Source organism: Streptomyces sp. TLI_053 (assembly GCF_900105395.1).
GTDB lineage: Bacteria > Actinomycetota > Actinomycetes > Streptomycetales > Streptomycetaceae > Kitasatospora.
Genome location: NZ_LT629775.1, coordinates 7,362,923 through 7,383,629, shown reverse-complemented (window position 1 = coordinate 7,383,629; position 20,707 = coordinate 7,362,923). Strand labels below are relative to the sequence as shown.

General features: G+C 73.4%; 16 protein-coding genes and 1 pseudogene. 2 read left to right on the top strand and 15 right to left on the bottom strand.

Annotation, left to right across the window (positions count from 1 at the left end; all coding sequences use genetic code 11):
* Positions 1–56 precede the first annotated feature (56 nt).
* Positions 57–1,037, top strand: a complete 981-nt coding sequence (locus BLU95_RS30945) for a LysR family transcriptional regulator (protein ID WP_093862871.1) — start codon at positions 57–59, stop codon at positions 1,035–1,037.
* A 273-nt stretch (positions 1,038–1,310) separates the two neighbouring features.
* Here BLU95_RS30945 and BLU95_RS30940 read toward each other — a convergent pair whose 3' ends face one another.
* From BLU95_RS30940 to def, 3 genes are all read right to left on the bottom strand, one after another.
* Positions 1,311–2,777: an RsmB/NOP family class I SAM-dependent RNA methyltransferase gene (locus tag BLU95_RS30940; RefSeq protein ID WP_093862870.1), complete on the bottom strand. Its 1,467-nt coding sequence runs from the start codon at positions 2,775–2,777 to the stop codon at positions 1,311–1,313.
* 71 nt (positions 2,778–2,848) lie between these two features.
* Positions 2,849–3,898, bottom strand: a complete 1,050-nt coding sequence (gene fmt, locus BLU95_RS30935) for a methionyl-tRNA formyltransferase (protein ID WP_093862869.1) — start codon at positions 3,896–3,898, stop codon at positions 2,849–2,851.
* Between the two features lie 52 nt (positions 3,899–3,950).
* The gene (gene def / locus BLU95_RS30930) at positions 3,951–4,496 is read right to left on the bottom strand and encodes a peptide deformylase (RefSeq protein ID WP_093862868.1); all 546 of its coding nucleotides are present in this window, start codon (positions 4,494–4,496) and stop codon (positions 3,951–3,953) included.
* A gap of 240 nt (positions 4,497–4,736) precedes the next feature.
* Here def and BLU95_RS45880 point away from each other — a divergent pair.
* Positions 4,737–5,267, top strand: a pseudogene (locus BLU95_RS45880) (hypothetical protein); the annotation flags it as partial.
* 392 nt (positions 5,268–5,659) lie between these two features.
* Here BLU95_RS45880 and BLU95_RS30920 read toward each other — a convergent pair.
* The 12 genes from BLU95_RS30920 to BLU95_RS30865 form a co-directional block, all read right to left on the bottom strand.
* Positions 5,660–7,810: a primosomal protein N' gene (locus tag BLU95_RS30920; protein WP_093862867.1), complete on the bottom strand. Its 2,151-nt coding sequence runs from the start codon at positions 7,808–7,810 to the stop codon at positions 5,660–5,662.
* A gap of 122 nt (positions 7,811–7,932) precedes the next feature.
* Entirely contained in the window at positions 7,933–9,141 is a 1,209-nt protein-coding gene (gene metK / locus BLU95_RS30915; RefSeq protein ID WP_093862866.1) for a methionine adenosyltransferase, read from the bottom strand.
* 152 nt (positions 9,142–9,293) lie between these two features.
* Complete coding sequence (gene coaBC, locus BLU95_RS30910; protein ID WP_093862865.1) at positions 9,294–10,529, bottom strand: bifunctional phosphopantothenoylcysteine decarboxylase/phosphopantothenate--cysteine ligase CoaBC; 1,236 nt, start codon at positions 10,527–10,529, stop codon at positions 9,294–9,296.
* A 164-nt stretch (positions 10,530–10,693) separates the two neighbouring features.
* A complete protein-coding gene (gene rpoZ, locus BLU95_RS30905; protein ID WP_030240625.1) occupies positions 10,694–10,960 on the bottom strand; it encodes a DNA-directed RNA polymerase subunit omega in 267 nt (88 codons plus the stop codon).
* 39 nt (positions 10,961–10,999) lie between these two features.
* Entirely contained in the window at positions 11,000–11,557 is a 558-nt protein-coding gene (gene gmk, locus BLU95_RS30900) for a guanylate kinase (RefSeq protein ID WP_043471804.1), read from the bottom strand.
* Between the two features lie 49 nt (positions 11,558–11,606).
* The gene (mihF, locus tag BLU95_RS30895; protein ID WP_030056187.1) at positions 11,607–11,933 is read right to left on the bottom strand and encodes an integration host factor, actinobacterial type; all 327 of its coding nucleotides are present in this window, start codon (positions 11,931–11,933) and stop codon (positions 11,607–11,609) included.
* A gap of 370 nt (positions 11,934–12,303) precedes the next feature.
* Entirely contained in the window at positions 12,304–13,137 is an 834-nt protein-coding gene (gene pyrF, locus BLU95_RS30890; RefSeq protein ID WP_093862864.1) for an orotidine-5'-phosphate decarboxylase, read from the bottom strand.
* A gap of 46 nt (positions 13,138–13,183) precedes the next feature.
* Positions 13,184–14,296, bottom strand: coding sequence for a quinone-dependent dihydroorotate dehydrogenase (locus BLU95_RS30885; RefSeq protein WP_093862863.1), 1,113 nt, complete (start codon positions 14,294–14,296; stop codon positions 13,184–13,186).
* Between the two features lie 66 nt (positions 14,297–14,362).
* Positions 14,363–17,674, bottom strand: coding sequence for a carbamoyl-phosphate synthase large subunit (gene carB / locus BLU95_RS30880; protein ID WP_093862862.1), 3,312 nt, complete (start codon positions 17,672–17,674; stop codon positions 14,363–14,365).
* A complete protein-coding gene (gene carA / locus BLU95_RS30875; RefSeq protein ID WP_093862861.1) occupies positions 17,667–18,824 on the bottom strand; it encodes a glutamine-hydrolyzing carbamoyl-phosphate synthase small subunit in 1,158 nt (385 codons plus the stop codon). Before carA ends, carB begins: the two co-directional genes overlap by 8 nt.
* Positions 18,821–19,405: a PH-like domain-containing protein gene (locus BLU95_RS30870; protein WP_231977908.1), complete on the bottom strand. Its 585-nt coding sequence runs from the start codon at positions 19,403–19,405 to the stop codon at positions 18,821–18,823. Before BLU95_RS30870 ends, carA begins: the two co-directional genes overlap by 4 nt.
* Positions 19,402–20,706, bottom strand: coding sequence for a dihydroorotase (locus tag BLU95_RS30865; RefSeq protein ID WP_093862860.1), 1,305 nt, complete (start codon positions 20,704–20,706; stop codon positions 19,402–19,404). Before BLU95_RS30865 ends, BLU95_RS30870 begins: the two co-directional genes overlap by 4 nt.
* Between the last annotated feature and the right edge of the window lies 1 nt (position 20,707).

The window sequence follows — 20,707 nt, the reverse complement described above, 5'->3', positions numbered from 1 at the left end:
GTCATCCCCGCCCCCACCACCCCCACCCAGCCGACCGACCACCAGCGGAGAACTCCATGCCGGACCTCGATCTCAACCTGCTCGTCGCCCTGGACGCCCTGCTGGAGGAGGGCAGCGTGACAGGCGCCGCAGAGCGGCTGCACACCTCGGCCCCGGCCATGAGTCGCACGCTAGGGCGACTGCGCCGGGTGCTCGGCGATCCGCTCCTGGTCCGGGCCGGACGGGGGCTGGTGCCGACGCCGCGCGCGGTGGAACTACGGGCGGAGGTCAGGGCGCTGGTCAGCCGGGGCCAGTCGCTGCTGGTCCCGCGCGCCGCCGCCGAACCGGCCGACCTGAACCGCCGCTTCACCCTCCAGACCGGGGACGTCCTCCTCACCACCATCGGCGCGACCCTGGTGGAGACGGTCCGCGCCCAGGCCCCGGCCGTCACCCTGCGCTTCCTGAGCGACCACCCGGAGGGCGCCAGCGCGATGCGGGACGGCGTGATCGACCTGGAGGTCGGCGTGACGGACCACCTCGACCCGGAGACCCGCACCGAACCGCTCGCCACCTCCGGTCTGGTGGGCATCGCCCGCGCCGGACACCCGCTGACCGTCGGCGCACCGCCCACCGCCGAGGAGTTCGCCACCGCCGACCATCTCGCGGTCTCCCGCAACGGCCGCGGTCAGGGGCCGATCGACCAGCGGCTGGCCGAGGTCGGCCTCTCCCGGCGGGTCGTCGCCAGCGTGCCGAGCTATCCGGCCGCGCTCTTCCTGCTCCGCGACAGCGACCTGGTCGGCCTCGCCCCGGCGCGGCTGGGCACCCGGGCGGCCGAGGCCCTCGGCCTGAGCACCTTCCCGCTCCCGGTGCCCATGCCCGAGGTGACGCTGACCATGGCCTGGCACCCGCGCAACGACCAGGACGCCGGCCACCGCTGGCTGCGCGAGCTGGTCCGCGGCGTCGTCACCGCCCGGGCCGGTGCCCCCCGCCGCACCATCGGCCTACCCCCGGCCGACGCGTTCCTCGGTGCCAACCGCCCGGTCCTGAGTGCCCGTTGACCACCCGGGCCGGGTCCGGCCCGGGGCGAGCGGCCGGCCCGGGGCGAGCGGCCCGGCCGGGGCCGCAGCAGCGGTTCCGCGGGACCGGCTGCGCCGGGCGCTCCGCACCGAGTTGCACCGCACCGACGACGTGGAGCGGTCGCGGGCGGTGATCGCCCGTCGCGGTGTGCCGCACGGCTCCGGCCGAGGAGCCGTGCGGTGGGTCGCCGAGCACATGCCGCCGCGACCGCCCCCACACCGTGCGGCGGGTCGGCGAGCGCCCCGCGAGCGCCGCTACGCCGTGCGGCGCAGCAGAGCCAGGTACATCGCGTCCGTCCCGTGCAGGTGCGGCCAGAGCTGGACGTCGGGGCCGTCGCCGAGCGCCGGCACACCGGGCAGCAGCGGGCGGGCGTCGATCCACTCGACCCGGCCGCCCTCCTCCCGCAGCACGTCGTCGACGACCGCCCTGGTCTCCGCGAGGTGCGGCGAGCAGGTGGCGTAGCCGACCACGCCGCCGATCCGGGTGGCCTCGACGGCCGAGCGCAGCAGGTCGCGCTGGAGCGGTCCGAAGGCGGCGACGTCCGCCGGCCGTCGGCGCCAGCGGGCCTCCGGGCGGCGGCGCAGGGCGCCGAGGCCGGAGCACGGCACGTCGACGAGCACCCGGTCGAAGCCGCCGGACTTCCAGGCCGGACGGGTGCCGTCGGCGGCGATCACGGTGTACGGGCCGGGGTTGCCGGCCAGGGCGCGGGCGACCAGGCGGGCGCGGTGCGGCTGCTTCTCGCTGGCGACCAGCGCGGCCCCGCGTTCCGCGGCGAGCGCGGCGAGCAGGGCGGCCTTGCCGCCGGGGCCGGCGCAGCCGTCGAGCCACAGTCGGTCCGGGCCGTCCAGCGGCGCGGCGGCGAGGGCGAGGGCGACCAGTTGGCTGCCTTCGTCCTGGACGCCGGCCCGGTTGTCCTGCACGGCCGCGAGCGAGCCCGGGTCGCCGCCTTCGGCGAGCCGCAGCGCGAACGGGGACCAGCGGCCCGGCTCGGCCTCGGGCAGGGTCTCGGCCAGCTCCCCGACGGCGATCCGCCCGGGCCGGGCCACCAGGGTGACCTCGGGGCGCTCGTTGTCGGCGCGGAGCAGTTCCTCCATCGCCTCGCGCCCGGCGGCGCCGGGCTGCCAGCGGCCGAGCGAGTCCCAGAGGGCGGCGACCACCCAGCGCGGGTGGGAGTGCACGACGGCGAGGTGGTCCTCGGCGTCCTTGTCGAACGGCGGGGCGACCTGCTCCAGCCAGGTGTCCAGGTCGTGGGCGCTGATCCGGCGCAGCACGGCGTTGACGAACTTGGCCTTGCCGTCGCCGAGCACCGCCCGGGCGAGTTCGACGGTGGCCGAGACGGCGGCGTGGCTGGGGATGCGGGTGGTCAGCAGCTGGTGGGCGCCGAGCGAGAGGACGTCGAGGACCGGCGGGTCGACCTTGCTGAGCGGGCGGTCGATGCAGGCGGCGATGACCGCGTCGTAGGTGCCCTGGAGCCGGAGGGTGCCGTAGACCAGCTCGGTGGCGAGTGCCGCGTCGCGCCGGTCCATGCCCTTCTGCTCGGCCTCGCGGAGCAGCGAGGGCAGGATCAGGTTGGCGTAGGCGTCGCGCTCGTCGACGGCCCGCAGGGCGCGGAAGGCGACGATCCGCGCGGGGTCCTTCTTCGGGCGCCGGTGCGGGCGCGGGGCGCGCTTTCCGCCGGACGCGCCGGAGGTGGTGCCGGAATTGCTGCTGGACGTGCTCATGGGATGTGCCTCAAGGTGCTACGGAGGTTATGTCTTGATCTCTCGAACAGTAACGCGAAATGCGCGCGGGCTCAGCTCGTGCTCGCGCCGGAGCCGCCGTCGGTGCTCGTCCCGCCGTCGGTGCTCGTCCCGCCGTCGGTGCTCGTCCCGGCGTCGGTGCTCGCGCCGGAGCCGCCGACGGCGGGGCGCTCGCCCAGCCGCTCGCCGGACTCGATCCGCGCGCCGCGCGCCCAGTCCGCCGCCCGCATGGCCTTCTTGCCCTGCGGCCGCACCTCGCCCAGCTCGACCTCGTGGCTGCCGGTGCCGACCCGGACGCTGTTCTTGCCGACGGCCAGCTCGCCCGGGGCGAGCTCGGCGGAGGCCGGCACCAGGGTGACCGGACCGGTGACCTTGAGCCGCTCGCCGCGGAACTCGGTCCACGCACCGGGCGCGGGGGCGCAGCCGCGCACCACCCGGTCGACCCGCAGGGCGGGCGCGGTCCAGTCGATCCGGGCGTCCTCGACGGTGATCTTCGGGGCGAGGGTGATGCCCTCGGCGGGCTGCGGTACGGCGTGCAGACTGCCGTCGGCGATGCCGTCCATGGTGGCGGCGAGCAGCCGGGCACCGGAGTGCGCGAGCCGGCCGAGGAGGTCGCCGCTGGTGTCGGCGGCGCGGACCTCCTCGGTGATCACGCCGTAGACCGGGCCGGAGTCCAGGCCCTGCTCGATCAGGAAGGTCGACGCGCCGGTGACCTCGTCGCCGGCCATCACCGCGTGCTGGACGGGTGCGGCGCCGCGCCAGGCGGGGAGCAGCGAGAAGTGCAGGTTGACCCAGCCGTGCTTCGGGATCTCCAGGGTGCCGGGGCGCAGCAGGGCGCCGTAGGCGACGACCGGGCAGCAGTCGGGCGCGAGCTCGGTGAGCCGGGCGACGAAGTCGGGGTCGCTCGGCCTCGCCGGCTTGAGGACCTCGATCCCGGCCTCCTCGGCGCGCTGGGCGACGGGGCTGGCGACGAGCTTGCGGCCCCGGCCGGAGGGGGCGTCGGGGCGGGTGACCACCGCGACGACCTCGTGCCGGTCGGAGGCGAGCAGGGCGTCCAGGGCGGGAACGGCGACCTCGGGGGTGCCGGCGAACACGAGGCGCATCAAGTGCCTTTCTGCAGTACGGAGTTGACGTAGTTCGTGATCGGTCCGACGCTCAGCGCGCCGCGCCGAAGGTGCTGTGCGGGGAGACCTTGACCACCGGCACCGGGCCGGAACCCCAGTCCGTCTCCCGGATCGCCCTGAGCGCGGCCTTGCGCTGCTCCGGGTCGAGGCGGTCGATGAAGACGATGCCGTCCAGGTGGTCGGTCTCGTGCTGGATGCAGCGGGCCAGCAGCTGGGTGCCCTCGACGGTGACCGGGTCGCCGTACATGTTGAAGCCGCGCGCGACCACCCCGTACGCGCGCCGGGTGTCGTAGCGCAGACCGGGGAGCGACAGGCAGCCCTCGGGGCCCTCCTGCTCCTCCTCGCTGAGCGACAGGTCGGGATTGATCAGGTGCCCGGTGACGCCGTCCACGTGGTAGGTGAACACCCGCAGCGAGATGCCGAGTTGAGGCGCGGCCAGACCGGCGCCGGGGGCGTCGAGCATGGTCTCGGTGAGGTCCCCGACCAGGGTGCGGAGTTCCTTGTCGAAGGTGGTGACGGGCTGGGCGGTGGCGCGCAGGATAGGGTCTCCGAAGATTCGGATCGGCTGGATCGCCACGGGCACGGGCTCCTTGTCCGTCGGGGTGCCGGCTGCTGGGAACGGGCGGGCCGGGCGGTGCGCGCGGCCGTCGGCAAGTCTATGCAATCCCCCCGCACGAGGTTCTGGCATATCCCGCTCACCCCGGCTGCGTGACCCCGGTGGCCGGTCCGGCGTTGGTCAAGGGGGATTGACCGTGGCCGGAGCGCGCGGGAAGGGCGCTCCGGTCGAGTGAACCGTACGGAAGGCGGCACGTAGGCCATGGCCGAGCAGATCAACCACGACGCCCGGGCGCGGGCGAGCCTGCACCTGCTGGTGCGGGACATCGAGCGGGTGAGGCGGCAGGTCGACGCGCTGCGGACGCTCACCGCCCAGTTGGGCAACGTCTACCGGCCCCGTCGCCCCAGCACCTCCGCGGGCTTCGTGGTGTACGGACGAGCCCCCGCGCCGACGGTGCGGCTGGCGCAGGAGCTGCGGGAGAGCGTGGAGACGCTGGTGGCGGCGGCGGTCGAGTTCGACCGCGCGCTGGGGTTCTCCTGGGACTCGGTGGGCTCGGCCCTCGGGGTGACCAAGCAGGCGGTGCACCGCCGCTACGGCATGCGCCGGCCGACCGGCGAACTGCTGGCGGCGGGCGGGACGGTGCCCAACCCGAGCCGCCCGGACCGTTCCGAGGAGCTCTCCGGCCACTCCGCGCCGCACCCCGCGACCCACACCCCGCAGCACGCCGCGGCCGGCCTCCCGCCGGCCCACGGCGCTCCGGGCCAGAGCGCTCCGGGCCACAGCGCTCCGGGTCACGGCACGCCGGGCCACGCCGCCCCGGCCCACCCGGCGGTGGAGCGCGACCGCTCCCCCGCCCCGACCGGGCTGGCCGCGACCGTCCCGGCCGCCCGCCAGGGCGGTCTCGACCGCACCGCCCTGGAGCGCAGCGCGCTCGACCGGGGCACCGCCGACCGCACCGCCGCCGACCGCGCGCCCGTCGACCGCACCCCCGTCGACCGCGGCGCACTGGACCGCTCCGGCGTCCCCCTGCGCGGCTGACGCACCACCCGGACGGCGGGTGAGGGCCGCGGACGCGCCGACGCCGCGCCCCTCACCCGCCGTCCGGCGACACCGACCACCACCGCACCGACCACCACCGCACCACCGGCCGCGCCACCGGACACACCCCCGCCGGACCCCGCCCCTCAGCCGATGTCCGTCGGATCGATCCGCACCTTCACCACCTCCGGCGTCCGCAGCGCGATCCGCGCGATCTGGGCCGCCTTCAACGCCGCCGCCAGCGCGGCCCCCTGCCCGGGCGGCACCCGCAGCAGCGCCCGCTCCTGCTCCTCGCCCCGCAGCGCCGCCACCGGCACCGGTCCGAGCACGTCCGCGTCCTGCGGCAGCCGGACCAGGTTCAGGAGGTCCGCCACCGCCGCCGGACTGCCGGTCACCGAAGCCATCCGCGCCACCGGCGGGAAGTGCAGCTGGGCCCGCTCGTCCAGCTCGAACCCGGCGTGCCCGAGCGGGTCCCAGCGCACCAGCGCCTGCACCGCCCGTGCGGTCGGCTCGGCGACCACCACCACCGTTCCGCCCTCCCCGGCCGGCCGGACCAGCGCGGCGGCGGCCAGCCAGAGCCGCAGCGCCTCCTCCCCGGCCCGCAGGTCGGGGCGGCCGAGCAGCGCCCAGCCGTCCAGCAGCAGCGCCGCCGCGTACCCGCCGCTCCCCTCGACCACCGGCTCGGCCCCGGGCGTGGAGATCACCAGCGCCGGTTCGTCCGGCACGGTCGTCAGCACCGCGTCCCGCCCGGAGGTCCGCACCGGGACCCGGGGGAACGCCTTGCCCAGCTCCTCGGCCGTCCGCCGGGCGCCGACCACCTGCGCCCGCAGCCGGAACGACCCGCACTCCGGACAGTGCCACTCCCGCTCCTCCTCGCCGCACCATCCGCAGTGCAGGGGTGCGTCGGCGCCGGCCGCCTCCAGCGGGCCCTCGCAGCGCCGGCAGCGGGCGGGCGTGCGGCAGCGCCCGCAGGCCAGCCGGGGCACGTAGCCGCGCCGGGGCACCTGGATGAGCACCGGACCACCGGCGGCCAGGCCCTCGCGGGCGGCCTCCCAGGCGATCGAGGGCAGCCGGGCGGCCTGCGCGGCGGCGTCCCGGTGCTGGTCGAGGTCGGTGACGGTGCGGACCCGGGGCGCGGTCCGGCGGACCGTCTCCCGCTCGGCGGTCAGCGCCCTGGCCCAGCCGGTCCGCACCAGCTGGGCGCCCTCGACGGTGACCACGTGCCCGCCGAGCAGGACCGCCGCGCCCTCGTCCGCCGCGCGCAGCAGGGCGACCTCGCGCACGTGCGGGTGCGGGGCGCGCGGGTCGCAGTGACTGGAGTCGCCGTCGGACCAGACCACCACCAGCCCGAGGTCGTGCACGGGCGCGAACATCGCCGCCCGGGTGCCGACGGCGGCGCGCACCGAGCCCCGGCTGACCGTGAGCCAGCGCCGGTAGCGCTCGCGCGGGCCGAGGTCGGCGGCCAGCACGGCGTGCCGGCCCTCGCCCAGCAGTTCGGTCAGCGCCCGGTCGACCCTGGCCACCGACCGGCCGTCGGGCACGACGACCAGTGCGCCGCGCCCGCTCGCCAGGGTGGCCGCGACGGCCCGGGCGATCTCGTACGGCCAGCCGGGGCCGGGCAGGGCCGTCCAGACCGCGCGCGGCGCCCCGCCGCCGGCCAGCGAGGCCAGGAAGTCCGGTCCGGCCGGGTAGCGGGACCAGCCGCCGGGCGCGGGCGCGTCCGGGCGGGGCGGCGACGGCGGCGACGGCTCGGCCTCCGCCTTGGCGTGCCGGGGCGGCACGGCGAGCTGCAGGACGTCGGCGAGGGTGCCGGCGTACCGGTCGGCGACGGTGCGGCAGAGCCGGAGCAGCTGCGGGGTGAGCACCGGTTCGGGCGAGAGGACCTGCGCGAGCGGGGCCAGCGGCCCGGAGAAGTCGCTCTTCTCCAGCCGGGCGACGATGAAGCCGTCGTGCAGCTCCCCGCCCTCGCGCTGGCCCTTGACCACCCGCGCGCCGAAGCGGACCCGGACCCGGACACCGGGCTGGGCCTCCTCCGCCATCGCGGCCGGCACTTCGTAGTCGAAGAACTTGTCGATGGTGAGCACGCCCTTGTCGACGACCACCCGGGCCACCGGCAGGTGCTCGGCCCGCTTGGCTCCGCGCCAGCTGCGCGGCTTGGCCCGCCGGACCGTCTCCCGGATGAACGCCAGCTGCTCCGGCGCCCCGGCCTCCCCGCCGGTCGCCTCCGCGCCCTCGACCTCCCCGCTCTCCTCGCCCGCCACCCCGCCGTCCCCGCCACTCCCCTGCCTGCTGCTCATCGCACCCAGTCCTACCAGGTCCCACCGACAGAACGGCGGCGGGTCCACCGACAAAACGGCAGGTGGTGGCCGCCCGGAGTCCGGGCGGCCACCACCTGCCGTCAAACGATCCTATGAGCCGATCAGGCCTCGACGGCCTTCTTCAGCTGCTCCACCCGGTCGGTCCGCTCCCAGGTGAAGTCCGGCAGCTCACGGCCGAAGTGGCCGTACGCGGCGGTCTGCGAGTAGATCGGGCGCAGCAGGTCCAGGTCGCGGATGATCGCGGCCGGACGCAGGTCGAACACGTCGGTGACGGCCTTCTGGATCGCGAGGACCGGAACGGTCTCGGTGCCGAAGGTCTCCACGAACAGGCCGACCGGCTCGGCCTTGCCGATCGCGTACGCGACCTGCACCTCGGCGCGGCGGGCGAGGCCGGCGGCGACGATGTTCTTCGCCACCCAGCGCATCGCGTACGCGGCCGAGCGGTCCACCTTGGACGGGTCCTTGCCCGAGAAGGCGCCGCCGCCGTGACGGGCCATGCCGCCGTAGGTGTCGATGATGATCTTGCGACCGGTGAGGCCGGCGTCGCCCATCGGGCCGCCGATCTCGAACCGGCCGGTCGGGTTGACCAGCAGGCGGTAGCCCTCGGTGACCAGCTTGATGCCCTGCTCGGCGAGCGCCTTCAGCTCCGGCTCCACGACGAACTCGCGGATGTCCGGGGTGAGCAGCGACTCCAGGTCGATGTCGCTCGCGTGCTGGGTGGAGACCACCACGGTGTCGAGGCGGACGGCCTTGTCGCCGTCGTACTCGATGGTGACCTGGGTCTTGCCGTCGGGGCGCAGGTACGGGATGGTCCCGTTCTTGCGCACCTCGGTGAGGCGGCGCGAGAGGCGGTGGGCCAGCGTGATCGGCAGCGGCATGAGCTCGGGCGTCTCGTCGGACGCGTAGCCGAACATCAGGCCCTGGTCGCCGGCGCCCTGCCGGTCCAGATCGTCCTCGTCGCCCTCGACCCGGGCCTCGTACGCGGTGTCGACGCCCTGGGCGATGTCCGGCGACTGCGCGCCGATCGAGACGGAAACGCCGCAGGAGGCGCCGTCGAAGCCCTTCTTGGAGCTGTCGTAGCCGATCTCCAGGATCTTGTCCCGGACGAGCTGCGCGATCGGCGCGTAGGCCTTCGTGGTCACCTCGCCGGCCACGTGCACCTGGCCGGTGGTGATCAGCGTCTCCACCGCGACCCGGGAGGTCGGGTCCTCGCGGAGGAGAGCGTCGAGAATGGTGTCGCTGATCTGGTCAGCGATCTTGTCGGGGTGTCCCTCGGTCACGGACTCCGAGGTGAACAGGCGGCGAGACACAGCGCTCCCTGGGGTTGCAGCGGCTGCTGACTGAAAGGCCCCGGTCGGAACCGGGGACTTCCGGAAAGACTTGATTCCTGGAGTGTAACGGTCGGCTTCCGAGAAACGTCACGTGATTCCGGAATCGAAGACCGAATGCCCACCCCTCGAGATCAATGGGCGCGCAGATCCAGCCGTTCCGCGACCAGGTCCCAGACGACGTCCGCGAGGGCCTCCTTCGGGCCCACCGGAACGGCGGTCTCACTGCCGTCCGCGCCCAGTACCACGGCCTCGTTGACGTCCTGCCCGAAGGCCTTTCCGTCCCCCACCTCGTTGACCACCAACAGGTCGCAGCCCTTGCGCGCGAGCTTGGCCCGGCCGTTGGCGAGGACGTTGTCGGTCTCCGCCGCGAATCCCACCACCAGTTGACCCGAACGGGTGCGGCGGGCGGAGAGCTCGGCGAGCACATCGGGGTTGCGGACGAGCGCGACCGGCTCCGGTTCGACGCCGTCGACCTTCTTGATCTTGCCGGTGGCATAGGCCGCGGGCCGGAAGTCGGCCACCGCGGCGGCCATGACCACGGCGTCCGCGTCCTCGGCGGCCTTCAGCGCCGCCTCCCGCAGTTCCAGCGCGGTGGCCACCCGGACCACGTCCACCCCGGCCGGGTCGGGCAGTCCCGCGTTGGCCGAGATCAACGTCACACGGGCACCGCGGGCCGCGGCCGTCGCGGCGAGCGCGTAGCCCTGCTTGCCGGAGGAGCGGTTGCCGAGGAAGCGCACCGGGTCGAGCGGCTCACGGGTGCCGCCGGCCGAGACCACCACGTGCCGACCGGCCAGGTCGGCCCGCTCGCCGCCGTACCGGAGCACGGCCCGGCAGGCGTCGAAGATCGCGGCCGGCTCGGGCAGCCGCCCCTTGCCGGTGTCCTTGCCGGTCAGCCGGCCACTGGCCGGCTCCAGCACGATCACGCCCCGGCGGCGCAGCGTGGCGACGTTCTCCCGGGTGGCGGGGTGCTCCCACATCTCGGTGTGCATCGCGGGCGCCAGCACCACCGGGCAGCGTGCGGTGAGCAGGGTGTTGGTGAGCAGGTCGTCGGCGAGGCCGTGGGCGGCCTTGGCCATCAGGTCGGCGGTGGCCGGGGCGACCACCACCAGGTCGGCGTTCTGCCCGATCCGCACGTGCGGGACCTCGTGCACGTTCTCCCAGGTCTCGGTGGCCGCGGGGCGGCCGGAGAGCGCCGCCCAGGTCGCCTCGCCGACGAAGTGCAGCGCCGCCGCGGTGGGCACCACGGTGACCTGGTGGCCGGACTCGGTGAACCTCCGCAGCAGCTCGCACGCCTTGTACGCGGCGATGCCGCCGCTGACGCCGAGGACGACGCGCGGTGCGCCCGTCCGCTCCGTGCTGCCGCTCATGTCGCCTGCTCTCCTCGTGGCGGTCCCAGATGCCCGCCAACCCTACGACCCGCCGACGATCACCCGCGCAGCGGCACCCCGTCGGAGCGCCGTGAGCGTCCGGACATGACGGAGGGCCCGTCGGAGCGAACTCCGACGGGCCCTTCCGCACGGGCGGGGACGCCTCAGGCGGCCTCGATCGCCTCGGCCGTCAGCATGCCGGCGTTGATCTCGCGCAGCGCGATCGACAGCGGCTTCTCGTGCACGTGGGTGTCGACCAGCGGGCCGACGTACTCCAGCAGGCCCTCGCCGAGCTGGGAGTAGTACGCGTTGATCTGACGCGCACGCTTGGCCGCGTAGATGACCAGGCTGTACTTGGAGTCGGTGGCCTCAAGCAGCTCGTCGATCGGCGGGTTGATGATGCCCTCGGGCGCGGTCATGGAAGAGGACACGCGAAAACCTTCCGAAAGGGTGGAAAAAAAGACAACAGGTCAGCCTACACCGAGCAAGGCTAGCAGTTCGGTGGCCACCTGCTCGACGGAGGTGTTGACCAGGGTGGTGTCGAACTCCGGCTCGGCCGCCAGTTCGATCTTGGCGGCCTCCAGCCGCTTCTCGATCACGTCCTGCGGCTCGGTGCCCCGGCCGGTGAGCCGGCGGACCAGCTCGTCCCAGCTCGGCGGAGCCAGGAAGACCAGCTGCGCCTCGGGCATGGACTCGCGCACCTGGCGGGCGCCCTGCAGATCGATCTCCAGCAGCACGGGCTCGCCGCGCTCCAGCTTCTCCTGGACCGCCGCCCGGGGGGTGCCGTAGCGGTTGCCCGCGAACACGGCCCACTCCAGCAGCTCACCGTTGGCGATCAGCTTGTCGAACTCGTCGTTGTCGACGAAGTGGTACTGGACCCCGTGCTGCTCGCCCGGCCTCGGGTGGCGGGTCGTCGCCGACACCGAGAGCCAGACTTCGGGGTGCTGCTTCCTCATATGAGCGACGACCGTGCTCTTGCCGACCCCCGAGGGGCCGGAGAGCACGGTCAGCCGCGGACGCTCACTCATGCACCGATTATCCCGGATCGCGGGCGATCCTGGGACCACGGGGGCACGGTCAGGCGGCACCGCCGCCGAACTCCCGCTCCAGGGAGGCGATCTGGTTCGTTCCGAGACCACGGACACGGCGGCTCTCGGAGATGCCGAGCCGCTCCATGATCTGCTTGGCACGGACCTTGCCCACGCCCGGCAGGGACTCCAGCAGGGCGGAGACCTTCATCTTGCCGATCACGTCGTTGTCGGCCTTGCCGGCCTTGATCACCTCGTGCAGGGAGGCGCCGGAGTGCTTGAGCCGGTTCTTGACCTCGGCGCGCTCCCGGCGAGCCTCGGCGGCCTTCGCGAGCGCGGCGGTGCGCTGTTCAGGGGTAAGGGGCGGAAGAGCCACGCCGTTCACCTCAGGTGTGGATGGAAGGGATTGAACTAGGACTGTTGTGGTTCCCAGGGCATCGGCCAGAGAGCGACGCGCCGCCCCTGACCTGCGAGAGCAGCAGTATTCGCGGCTCTTCGATGACCTATCGCCGGACACTACCCGGATTGCGGCGCCGCGTCAGGAAAAGAACACGAAAAGTCCTGGTCAGCCAAGGCCGACCAGGACTTTCCGGGGCAAAATGACCGTGATTGCGAAGCTTTGGCGGCACCGATGTGACGGCGCTCACGTCGGGCCGCCGCCCCGTCCTCCCCGTCGCAACCCGTCACGGGGGTGCTGCGGAGCGTCCGCCGGGACGAACCCCGCGACGCCGCCCGCTACTTGACCGCTACTTGACCGCTTCGGCGTACTCCTGGACAAAACGGTCGGCAGCCGAACGCAGCGCCTCCACCGAGGGACCGTGCTTCAGCACGTCCCGGCTGACGCTCGGGACGACATTGCGCACCGAGCCGCCGAACACCCGCGGCAGATCGGCCATCGTCGCGCCCTGCGCCCCGATGCCGGGGGCCAGCAGCGGACCGTTGATCGCCAGGTCCACCCCGGCGTCGGCCAGGGTCGCGCCGACCACCGCGCCGAAGGAGCCCAGCGGCTCGGCCCCGGCGTTCTCCTCGGCCAGCTGCCGCAGCACCGAGGCGGCCACCGGCTCCCCGCCGGCGCCGACCGCGCGCTGCACCTCCGCGCCCTCCGGGTTGGAGGTGAGCGCCAGCGCGAACACGCCCGCGCCGCTCGCCTTCGCCAGGTCCAGCGCCGGGCGCAGCGAGCCGAAGCCCAGGTAGGGGCTGACCGTGACGGCGTCCGAGAACAGCGGGCTGCCGGGCGCCAGGAAGGCCTCCGCGTAGGCGGCCATGGTGGAGCCGATGTCGCCGCGCTTGGCGTCCATCAGGACGAGCGCGCCGGCCGCCCTGGCCTCCTCGACCGAGCGCTCCAGGACGGCGACGCCCCGGGAGCCGAAGCGCTCGTAGAACGCGGCCTGCGGCTTGAGCACGGCCACCCGGTCGGCCAGCGCCTCGACCACGGTGCGGCTGAAGGTCTCCAGGCCCGCGACGGTGTCCTCCAGACCCCAGGCGGCGAGCAGGGAGGCGTGCGGGTCGATGCCCACGCAGAGCTGGCCGCGGGTGTCGAGGGCGTGGCGCAGCCGGGCGCCGAAGGGGGCGAGGGTCATGACGTCCTTCCGGAGGGGCGTGGGAGAAGAGGCGTGGGGGGAGGGCTCAGGCGGCCGTGCGGTCGTCGACCGCGCTGCCGACCGCCGCGGCCAGGCTGCGGAAGCCGCCGGCCCGCAGGCGCGCCGACAGGCCCTTGTGGACGCGCCGGCACCAGAACGGGCCCTCGTAGACGAAGGCGCTGTAGCCCTGCACCAGGTCGGCGCCGTGCACGATCCGCTGCCAGGCGTCCTCGGCGGTCTCGATGCCGCCGACCGACACCAGCGTCAGCCGGCCGCCGGTACGGGCGCGCAGCCGCTGGAGGACCACCAGCGCGCGCTCCTTGAGCGGGGCGCCGGACAGGCCGCCCATGCCGATCTCCGCGACCCGGGCGGCGTCGCTGCGCAGGCCCTCGCGGCCGATCGTGGTGTTGGTCGCGATGATGCCGTCCAGGCCCAGTTCCAGGGCCAGGTCGGCGACCTCGTCGATGTCCTCGTCCGCCAGGTCGGGGGCGATCTTGACCAGCAGCGGCACATGGTGCGGGGTGGTCCGGTCGGCGGCCTCGCGCACGGCGCTCAGCAGCGGGCGCAGGTGCTCGACGGCCTGGAGGTTGCGCAGCCCGGGGGTGTTCGGCGAGCTGACGTTGACCACCAGGTAGTCGGCGAAGCGGGCCAGCCGCTCGGTGGACTTCACGTAGTCGGCGACCGCGTCGGCCTCCTCGACCAGCTTGGTCTTGCCGATGTTGACACCGACCACCGGGGTGGAGCTGGTGTGCGGGCGCGCGGCGAGCCGGGCGGCGACCCGGGCCGAGCCCTGGTTGTTGAAGCCCATCCGGTTGATCAGCGCGCGGTCCTCGACCAGCCGGAACAGCCGCGGCTGCGGGTTGCCGGGCTGCGCCTCGCCGGTGACGGTGCCGATCTCGACGTAGTCGAAGCCGAGCATCGACAGACCGTCGATGCCGACGCCGTTCTTGTCGAAGCCGGCCGCGAGGCCGAACGGGCCGGGCAGGGCGAGGCCGAGGGCGTCGGTGCGCAGCGCCCGGTCGCGCGGGGCGAGCACCAGCCGGACGAGGCCGCGCAGGCCGGGCACCGAGGAAGCCAGCCGGATCCAGAAGAAGGCCAGGTGGTGGGCCTTCTCCGGGTCCATCTTCTTGAACACGAGGTCGAACAGCAGCTTGTACACAAGATCCTCCCAGGGCATGGAAGTGGGGGGCACCCGGCGGTACTGGTGCCCCCCACAACGGTGGTGCTAGTTGGCGCGGCCGGCGTTGATCAGCTCGGCGTGCTCCTGGAGCGACATGACGCCGACCTCGTCGCGCAGCAGCCGGTCGATGCCCTGGACGGCGGCGCCCATGGCCTGCACGGTGGTCAGGCAGGGCACCGCGCGGGCGACGGCGGCGGTGCGGATCTCGTAGCCGTCGAGGCGGCCGCCGGTGCCGTACGGCGTGTTGATGATGAGGTCGACCTCGCCGTCGTGGATCAGCTGGACGATGGTCCGCTCGCCGTTCGGGCCCTCGCCCTCGCTGTGCTTGCGCACCAGCGTGGACGGGATGCCGCCGCGCTGGAGGACCTCGGCGGTGCCGGCGGTGGCGAGCACCTCGAAGCCGAGGCTGACCAGCGCGCGGGCCGGGAAGACCAGGTTGCGCTTGTCGCGGTTGGCGACCGAGACGAAGACCTTGCCCTTGGTCGGCAGCGCGCCGTAGGCGCCGGCCTGGGCCTTGGCGTAGGCGGTGCCGAAGACCCGGTCCAGGCCCATGACCTCGCCGGTGGAGCGCATCTCCGGGCCGAGCACGGTGTCCACGCCGCGGCCGTGGACGTCGCGGAAGCGGCTCCACGGCATCACGGCCTCCTTGACCGCGATCGGGGCGTCGGCGGGCAGGGTGCCGCCGTCGCCCTCGGCCGGGAGCATGCCCTCGGCGCGCAGCTCGGCGATGGTGGCGCCGAGCGAGACCCGGGCGGCGGCCTTGGCCAGCGGCACCGCGGTCGCCTTGGAGGTGAACGGCACGGTGCGCGAGGCGCGCGGGTTGGCCTCCAGGACGTACAGGATGTCGCCGGAGAGCGCGAACTGGATGTTGATCAGACCGCGCACCCCGACGCCGCGGGCGATGGCCTCGGTGGAGGCGCGCAGCCGCTTGATGTCGTACCCGCCGAGGGTGATCGGCGGCAGGGCGCAGGCGGAGTCGCCGGAGTGGATGCCGGCCTCCTCGATGTGCTCCATGACGCCGCCGAGGTACAGCTCGGTGCCGTCGTAGAGGGCGTCGACGTCGATCTCCACCGCGTCGTCGAGGAAGCGGTCGATCAGCACCGGGTGCTCGGAGATCAGACCGGCGTGCCGCTCCAGGTAGGAGGCGAGCGACTCCTCGTCGTAGACGATCTCCATGCCGCGGCCGCCCAGCACGTAGGACGGGCGGGCGAGCACCGGGTAGCCGATCTCGTCGGCGATGGCCTTGGCCTCCTCGAAGGAGAAGGCGGTGCCGTGCTTGGGCGCGGGCAGGCCCGCGTCGCGCAGCACCCGGCCGAAGGCGCCGCGCTCCTCGGCCAGGTCGATGGCCTCGGGCTGGGTGCCGACGATCGGCACGCCGTTGTCCTTGAGCGCCTGGGCCAGGCCGAGCGGGGTCTGGCCGCCGAGCTGGACGATCACACCGGCGAGCGGTCCGGCCTGCTTCTCGGCGTGGACGATCTCGAGCACGTCCTCCAGGGTGAGCGGCTCGAAGTAGAGCCGGTCGGAGGTGTCGTAGTCGGTGGAGACGGTCTCCGGGTTGCAGTTGACCATGACGGTCTCGTAGCCGGCCTCGGCGAGCGCGAAGGAGGCGTGCACGCAGGAGTAGTCGAACTCGATGCCCTGGCCGATGCGGTTCGGGCCGGAGCCGAGGATGATCACCGCGGGCTTGGTGCGCGGGGCGACCTCGTTCTCCTCGTCGTAGGACGAGTAGAAGTACGGGGTCTTGGCCGCGAACTCGGCCGCGCAGGTGTCGACGGTCTTGAACACCGGGCGGATGCCCAGCGCGTGCCGGACCTCGCGGACCACGTCCGGGCGCAGGCCGCGGATCTCGCCGACCTGGTGGTCGGAGAAGCCGTGCCGCTTGGCGTGGCGCAGCAGCTCGGGGGTGAGCTCGGCGGCCTCGGCCAGCTCGGTGGCGATCTCGTCGAGCAGGAAGAGCTGGTCGACGAACCACGGGTCGATCTTGGTGAACTCGAACACCTCGTCCGGGGTGGCCCCGGCCCGGATGGCCTGCATCACGGTGTTGATCCGGCCGTCGGTCGGCACGACCGCCTTGGCCAGCAGCTCGGCCTTGTCGCCCACCGGGCCGATCCAGGTGAACTGGGAGCCCTTCTTCTCCAGCGAGCGCAGCGCCTTCTGCAGCGCCTCGGGGAAGTTGCGGCCCATGGCCATCGCCTCGCCCACCGACTTCATGGTGGTGGTGAGGGTGGCGTCGGCGCTCGGGAACTTCTCGAACGCGAACCGGGGCACCTTGACCACGACGTAGTCGAGGGCCGGCTCGAAGGAGGCCGGGGTCTGCTCGGTGATGTCGTTGGGGATCTCGTCGAGGGTGTAGCCGACGGCGAGCTTGGCGGCGATCTTGGCGATCGGGAAGCCGGTCGCCTTGGAGGCCAGCGCCGAGGAGCGGGACACCCGCGGGTTCATCTCGATGACGATGACCCGGCCGTCGTCGGGGTTGACGGCGAACTGGATGTTGCAGCCGCCGGTGTCGACGCCGACCTCGCGGATCACGGCGATGCCGATGTCGCGCAGGATCTGGTACTCGCGGTCGGTGAGCGTCATCGCCGGGGCGACGGTGATCGAGTCACCGGTGTGCACGCCCATCGGGTCGAAGTTCTCGATCGAGCAGACGACCACGACGTTGTCGCTCTTGTCGCGCATCAGCTCGAGCTCGTACTCCTTCCAGCCGAGGATGGACTCCTCGAGGAGCACCTCGGTGGTCGGGGAGAGCGTCAGGCCCTGGCCGGCGATGCGGCGCAGCTCGTCCTCGTCGTGGGCGAAGCCGGAGCCGGCGCCGCCCATGGTGAAGGAGGGGCGGACGACGACCGGGTAGCCGCCCAGGGTGTCGACCCCGGCGAGCACCTCGTCCATGGTGTGGCAGATGACCGAGCGGGCGGACTCGCCGTGGCCGATCTTGGCGTTGACGGCCTCGACCACGCCCTTGAACAGCTCGCGGTCCTCGCCCTTGTTGATCGCCTCGACGTCGGCGCCGATCAGCTCGACGCCGTACTTCTCCAGCGTGCCGGCGCTGTGCAGGGAGATCGCGGTGTTGAGCGCGGTCTGGCCGCCCAGGGTGGGCAGCAGGGCGTCGGGGCGCTCCTTGGCGATGATCTTCTCGACGAACTCCGGGGTGATCGGCTCGACGTAGGTGGCGTCGGCGATCTCCGGGTCGGTCATGATCGTCGCCGGGTTGGAGTTCACCAGGACGACCCGCAGGCCCTCGGCCTTGAGGACGCGACACGCCTGCGTGCCCGAGTAGTCGAACTCGGCGGCCTGGCCGATCACGATCGGGCCGGACCCGATGACCAGGACGGACTTGATGTCAGTGCGCTTAGGCACGCGGGCCCTCCATGAGCTTCACGAAACGATCGAAGAGGTACGCCGCGTCGTGCGGGCCTGCGGCGGCCTCCGGGTGGTACTGCACCGAGAAGGCGGGCACGTCCAGCGCCTGGAGGCCCTCGACCACATCGTCGTTGAGGCAGACGTGGGAGACCTCGACCCGGCCGTAGGGCGTGTCGCTGACCTTGTCGAGCGGGGCGTTCACGGCGAAGCCGTGGTTGTGGGCGGTCACCTCGACCTTGCCGGTGGTGCGGTCCTGCACCGGCTGGTTGATGCCGCGGTGGCCGTACTTGAGCTTGTAGGTGCCGAAGCCCAGCGCGCGGCCGAGGATCTGGTTGCCGAAGCAGATCCCGAAGAACGGGGTCTTCCGCTCCAGCACGCCCTGCGCCACGGCGACCTGGTGGTCGGCGGTCGCCGGGTCGCCCGGGCCGTTGGAGAAGAACACGCCGTCGGGGTTGACGGCGTAGACGTCCTCGATCGTCGCGTTCGCGGGCAGCACGTGCACCTCGATGCCGCGCTCGGCCATCCGCTGCGGGGTCATCGCCTTGATGCCGAGGTCGAGGGCGGCGACGGTGAAGCGCTTCGCACCGATCGCGGGCACCACGTACGGCTCGGTGGTGGCGACCTCGGCGCAGAGGTCGGCGCCCTTCATCTCGGGCGAGGACTGCACCTTGGCGAGCAGCGCCGCCGGGTCGGCCAGCGCCTCGCCGGAGAAGATGCCGCAGCGCATGGCGCCGCGCTCGCGCAGGTGGCGGGTGAGGGCCCGGGTGTCGATGCCGCTGATGCCGACGACGCCCTGGTTCACCAGCTCCTCGTCCAGCGAGCGGCGGGAGCGCCAGTTGGAGGCGACCCGGGCGGGGTCGCGGACGACGTACCCGGCGACCCAGATCTGCTTGGACTCGTCGTCCTCGTCGTTCCAGCCGGTGTTGCCGATCTGGGGGGCGGTCATCACGACCACCTGGCGGTGGTACGAGGGGTCGGTGAGGGTCTCCTGGTAGCCGGACATGCCGGTGTTGAAGACGGCCTCGCCGTAGGTCTCGCCGGTCGCGCCGTAGGCCTGGCCCCGGAAGGTCCGGCCGTCCTCCAGGACGAGCACAGCGGGCACACGCTCCCGCCGTTGGCGCTGCGTGGTGGGGACAGGTGCGGTCATGACGCGGCCTCTTCCGTCTTCTTCGTCGTCGTACGTGTTGCGATGTGGGCGACCGCCTCGACCCAGGCGGCGTGCTCGTCCGGGTGGTCGAACCGGAACCCGGAGTCCAGCTCCGTGCCCTCGACCGCCCAGGTGACCACGAGGAGCCCGGAGGGGACGACCTTGCCGGCGATCCCGGAGTCCGTCCGGGCACCGGTCAGGTGCTCGGCGGGGATCCAGAAGTCGACGTCACCGGGGCGCTGCACCAGCAGGCCGTTCTCGCCGAGGGTCAGATCGGCGCGGCTGCGGGTGCCCAGGCCGTGCGCGACGACCCGGTCGAGCCAGTTCCCGGCGGTGGTGGTGCCGTGGTACCGGCCGCTGCTCTCCAGGATGGTCCGGCCGGCGCGCTCCGGCACGGCGGGGAGCGGCGGGATCCCGGACTGCAGGGTGCGGCGCCAGTTCCAGCCCTGGCGCATCAGCCAGTACACGAGGCCGATGACCAGCAGCAGGCCGACCGTCCAGCCGATGTACCCGGGCCAGTTGGCGACCCTGGCCTGCTCCTGGGCCAGCAGCGCCGCGGCGCCCCCGGTCGTGGAGCTCACGCGAGGTCCCCCTGCTCGACCAGCTCGCCGGCCAGCACCGTGGCGGTGCCGCGCAGGAAGGTGGCGTGCACCCGACCGGGCAGGTCGAGGCCCTTGTAAGGGGTGTTGCGGGAGCGCGTGGCGAAGCTGTCGGGGTTCACGGCACCACGGTACGCGGGATCGAACAGCACCAGGTTGGCGGGCTCACCCACCGAGACCGGCCGGCCCTGCCCCGCGAGGCGGCCGATCCGGGCCGGGCGGTGCGACATCCGGTCGGCGACGCCCTCCCAGTTCAGCAGACCGGTGTCGACCATGGTCTGCTGCACCACGGACAGCGCGGTCTCCAGGCCGACCATGCCCATCGCGGCCACGGCCCACTCGCAGTCCTTGTCCTCGGCCGGGTGCGGCGCGTGGTCGGTGGCGACGGCGTCGATGGTGCCGTCCGCCAGCGCCTTGCGCAGCGCCTGGACGTCCTCGGCGGTGCGCAGCGGCGGGTTGACCTTGTAGACCGGGTCGTAGGAGCGGACCAGCTCGTCGGTCAGCAGCAGGTGGTGCGGGGTGACCTCGGCGGTGACGTCCCAGCCCTTGGCCTTGGCCCAGCGGACGATCTCGACCGAGCCGGCGGTGGAGACGTGGCAGATGTGCAGCCGGGAGCCGACGTGCGCGGCGAGCAGCACGTCGCGGGCGATGATCGCCTCCTCCGCGACGGCCGGCCAGCCGCCGAGGCCGAGCTCGCCGGAGACCTGGCCCTCGTTCATCTGGGCGCCCTCGGTCAGCCGCGGCTCCTGCGCGTGCTGGGCGACGACCCCGTCGAAGGCCTTCACGTACTCCAGCGCGCGGCGCATCATCACCGCGTCGTCGACGCACTTGCCGTCGTCGGAGAAGACCCGGACGCCGGCGGCGGACTCGTGCATGGCGCCCAGCTCGGCGAGCTTCTTGCCCTCCAGGCCGACGGTGACGGCGCCGACCGGCTGCACGTCGCAGTAGCCGGACTCCTGGCCCAGCCGCCAGACCTGCTCGACCACACCGGCGGTGTCGGCCACCGGGAAGGTGTTGGCCATCGCGTGGACGGCGGTGAAGCCGCCCTTGGCGGCGGCGCGGGTGCCGGTGAGGACGGTCTCGGCGTCCTCACGGCCGGGCTCGCGCAGGTGGGTGTGCAGGTCGACCAGGCCGGGCAGGACGATCAGCCCGGTGGCGTCGATCTCGATGTCCGCCGTGGCGTCCAGGGCGGTGCCGATCGCCGCGATCGCGCCGTCGACGAGGTGGAGGTCCTGCGGAGCGCCGCCGAGGATCTGGGCGTTGCGGATCAGGTAGGTGACCATG

Bases quoted from the DNA above. Each gene is read 5' to 3' on its own strand.
- BLU95_RS30940 (WP_093862870.1), bottom strand. From the start codon at position 2,777: ATGAGCACGTCCAGCAGCAATTCCGGCACCACCTCCGGCGCGTCCGGC.
- BLU95_RS30945 (WP_093862871.1), top strand. From the start codon at position 57: ATGCCGGACCTCGATCTCAACCTGCTCGTCGCCCTGGACGCCCTGCTG.
- BLU95_RS30920 (WP_093862867.1), bottom strand. From the start codon at position 7,810: ATGAGCAGCAGGCAGGGGAGTGGCGGGGACGGCGGGGTGGCGGGCGAG.
- pyrF (WP_093862864.1), bottom strand. From the start codon at position 13,137: ATGACCCTCGCCCCCTTCGGCGCCCGGCTGCGCCACGCCCTCGACACC.
- fmt (WP_093862869.1), bottom strand. From the start codon at position 3,898: ATGCGCCTCGTGTTCGCCGGCACCCCCGAGGTCGCCGTTCCCGCCCTG.
- gmk (WP_043471804.1), bottom strand. From the start codon at position 11,557: ATGAGTGAGCGTCCGCGGCTGACCGTGCTCTCCGGCCCCTCGGGGGTC.
- carA (WP_093862861.1), bottom strand. From the start codon at position 18,824: ATGACCGCACCTGTCCCCACCACGCAGCGCCAACGGCGGGAGCGTGTG.
- coaBC (WP_093862865.1), bottom strand. From the start codon at position 10,529: ATGAGCGGCAGCACGGAGCGGACGGGCGCACCGCGCGTCGTCCTCGGC.
- BLU95_RS30865 (WP_093862860.1), bottom strand. From the start codon at position 20,706: ATGGTCACCTACCTGATCCGCAACGCCCAGATCCTCGGCGGCGCTCCG.